Origin of the sequence: Brevundimonas denitrificans (assembly GCF_030160755.1) — a bacterium.
GTDB lineage: Bacteria > Pseudomonadota > Alphaproteobacteria > Caulobacterales > Caulobacteraceae > Brevundimonas > Brevundimonas denitrificans.
In genome coordinates this window covers 1-1749 of sequence record NZ_BSOY01000135.1, presented here as the reverse complement: position 1 = coordinate 1749, position 1749 = coordinate 1, and the positions used below count along the sequence as shown (strand labels likewise).

Below are 1749 nucleotides of genomic sequence, written 5' to 3'. Positions count from 1 at the left end.
CCCGCCCTGCGCCGCGGGCGGCGGCGCCGCCGGCGAGGGCGCGACCTCCGGCGAGACCATGGATCCGGCGACCGGCGGCACGGTCTCCGGGGGAGCCATGACCCCGGCGGCCCAGCCCGGCGACACGGCGGGCAACAATGTCACCGAGACCGAGCGCAGGTTGAATCCGCCGGCCCCGCAGTAGGCATGGACGGCAAGGACAGGGGGCCGCCCGCATGGGCGGCCCTTTTTCGTTGCGCGGCGGCCTGAGCTGTATAGGCCGTGGCGAATGGCTGAAGACCGCGCGCCCCGCCTGATCTGGACCGAGGATGGTTCGCCGCGCTCGGGGCGGTTCGGAGATGTCTATTTCTCGCAGCAGGACGGGCTGGCCGAGGCCCGCGCGGTCTTCCTCGCCGGTTGCGGTCTGCCGGCGGCCTGGGAGGGCCGCCGCCGCTTCTGCGTGGCCGAGCTGGGGTTCGGCACGGGGTTGAACATCGCGGCCCTGCTGGACCTGTGGCGACGCGAGGGCCCGGTTGACTGTCGATTGAGCCTGTTCTCGGTGGAGGGCTTCCCGCTGAGCCGCGACGAGGCGGCGCGCGCCCTGGGGGCCTGGCCCGAACTGGCCGATGCGGCCCGGGCGCTGCTGGATGCGTGGCCGGAGGCGACGCCGGGGTTTCATCGTCTCGACCTGCCCGGGTTCAAGGCGACGCTCGACCTCTCGGTGGGCGACGTCGGCTGGGCCCTGTCCCAGTGGACGGGACGGGCCGACGCCTGGTTCCTCGACGGTTTCGCGCCCTCGACCAATCCTGACATGTGGTCGGACGCCGTGCTGGACGGGATCGCCGCCCGGTCGGCGCCGGGCGCGCGGGTCGCGACCTTCACCGTCGCCGGGGCTGTGCGCCGCGGATTGGCCGAGCGGGGTTTCGCCGTCGACAAACGGCCCGGCCACGGCCGCAAGCGCGAACGGCTGGAAGCGCGTCTGCCCGAGGCGGTCCCCGCGCCATGTCGGGCTCCATCGGTCGCTGTGATCGGGGCCGGGATCGCTGGGGCGGCGCTGGCCCGGGCGTTCGCGGCGCTGGGCGTGCGGGCTGTGGTCGTCGAGGCGGTGCGCCCCGGCGCCGGAGGCTCCGGCTTTCCCGCGGCCCTGGTCACGCCCCGGTTTGACGCCGGCGACCGGGACATCGCCGCCCTCTACGCCCAGGCTTTGACCCGGACGGGACTCTACGCCGCCATACCCGGCGCCGTGGTCGAGACGGGCGTGCTGCAGCTTGAACAGACCCCGCGCGACGCCGGGCGGTTCGCCAAGGTCGCGGGTCAGCCGGTCTGGGCGGACGGGGCGATGGAGATTCGGGACGCCGCCGCCTTCGCCGCCCGTCTGGGGGAGCCCGTCGAATGCGGCGGCCTGTGGATGCGCGACGCCCTGGCGATCCGGCCTGCTCCGGTGCTCGAAGCGTGGCTGGGCGAGGCTGACCGGATCACGGCGACGGTCGGGCGTATCGAGTCCGTCGGAGGCGGTTGGCGGCTGCTGGATGAGGCCGGGGCTGTGATCCTTGAGGCCGAGGTCGTGGTGGTCGCGGCGGGCTGGGGAACGGCGGGACTGGTCCCCGGCCTGGCGCTGGCGCCGGTCCGGGGTCAGGCGAACTGGGTGGACGGCGTCGACGCCGGCGCCGTCGCCTGGGGCGGCTATGCGGCGCCGACGGGCTCCGGCCTGCTGTTCGGCGCGACGCATGATCGGGGCGAAACCGGAGGCGGGCCGTCGGACGAGGCCGG

The 1749-nt window shown here is 74.8% G+C and carries 2 protein-coding genes; both read left to right on the top strand.

Going from position 1 to position 1749, the window contains the following annotated elements; translation table 11 throughout:
• A partial coding sequence (locus tag QQJ79_RS15295) for a hypothetical protein (protein WP_284223788.1) occupies positions 1-184 on the top strand: 184 nt, incomplete at its 5' end.
• 84 nt (positions 185-268) lie between these two features.
• A partial coding sequence (gene mnmC2, locus QQJ79_RS15290; RefSeq protein ID WP_284223787.1) for a tRNA (5-methylaminomethyl-2-thiouridine)(34)-methyltransferase MnmC2 occupies positions 269-1749 on the top strand: 1481 nt, incomplete at its 3' end.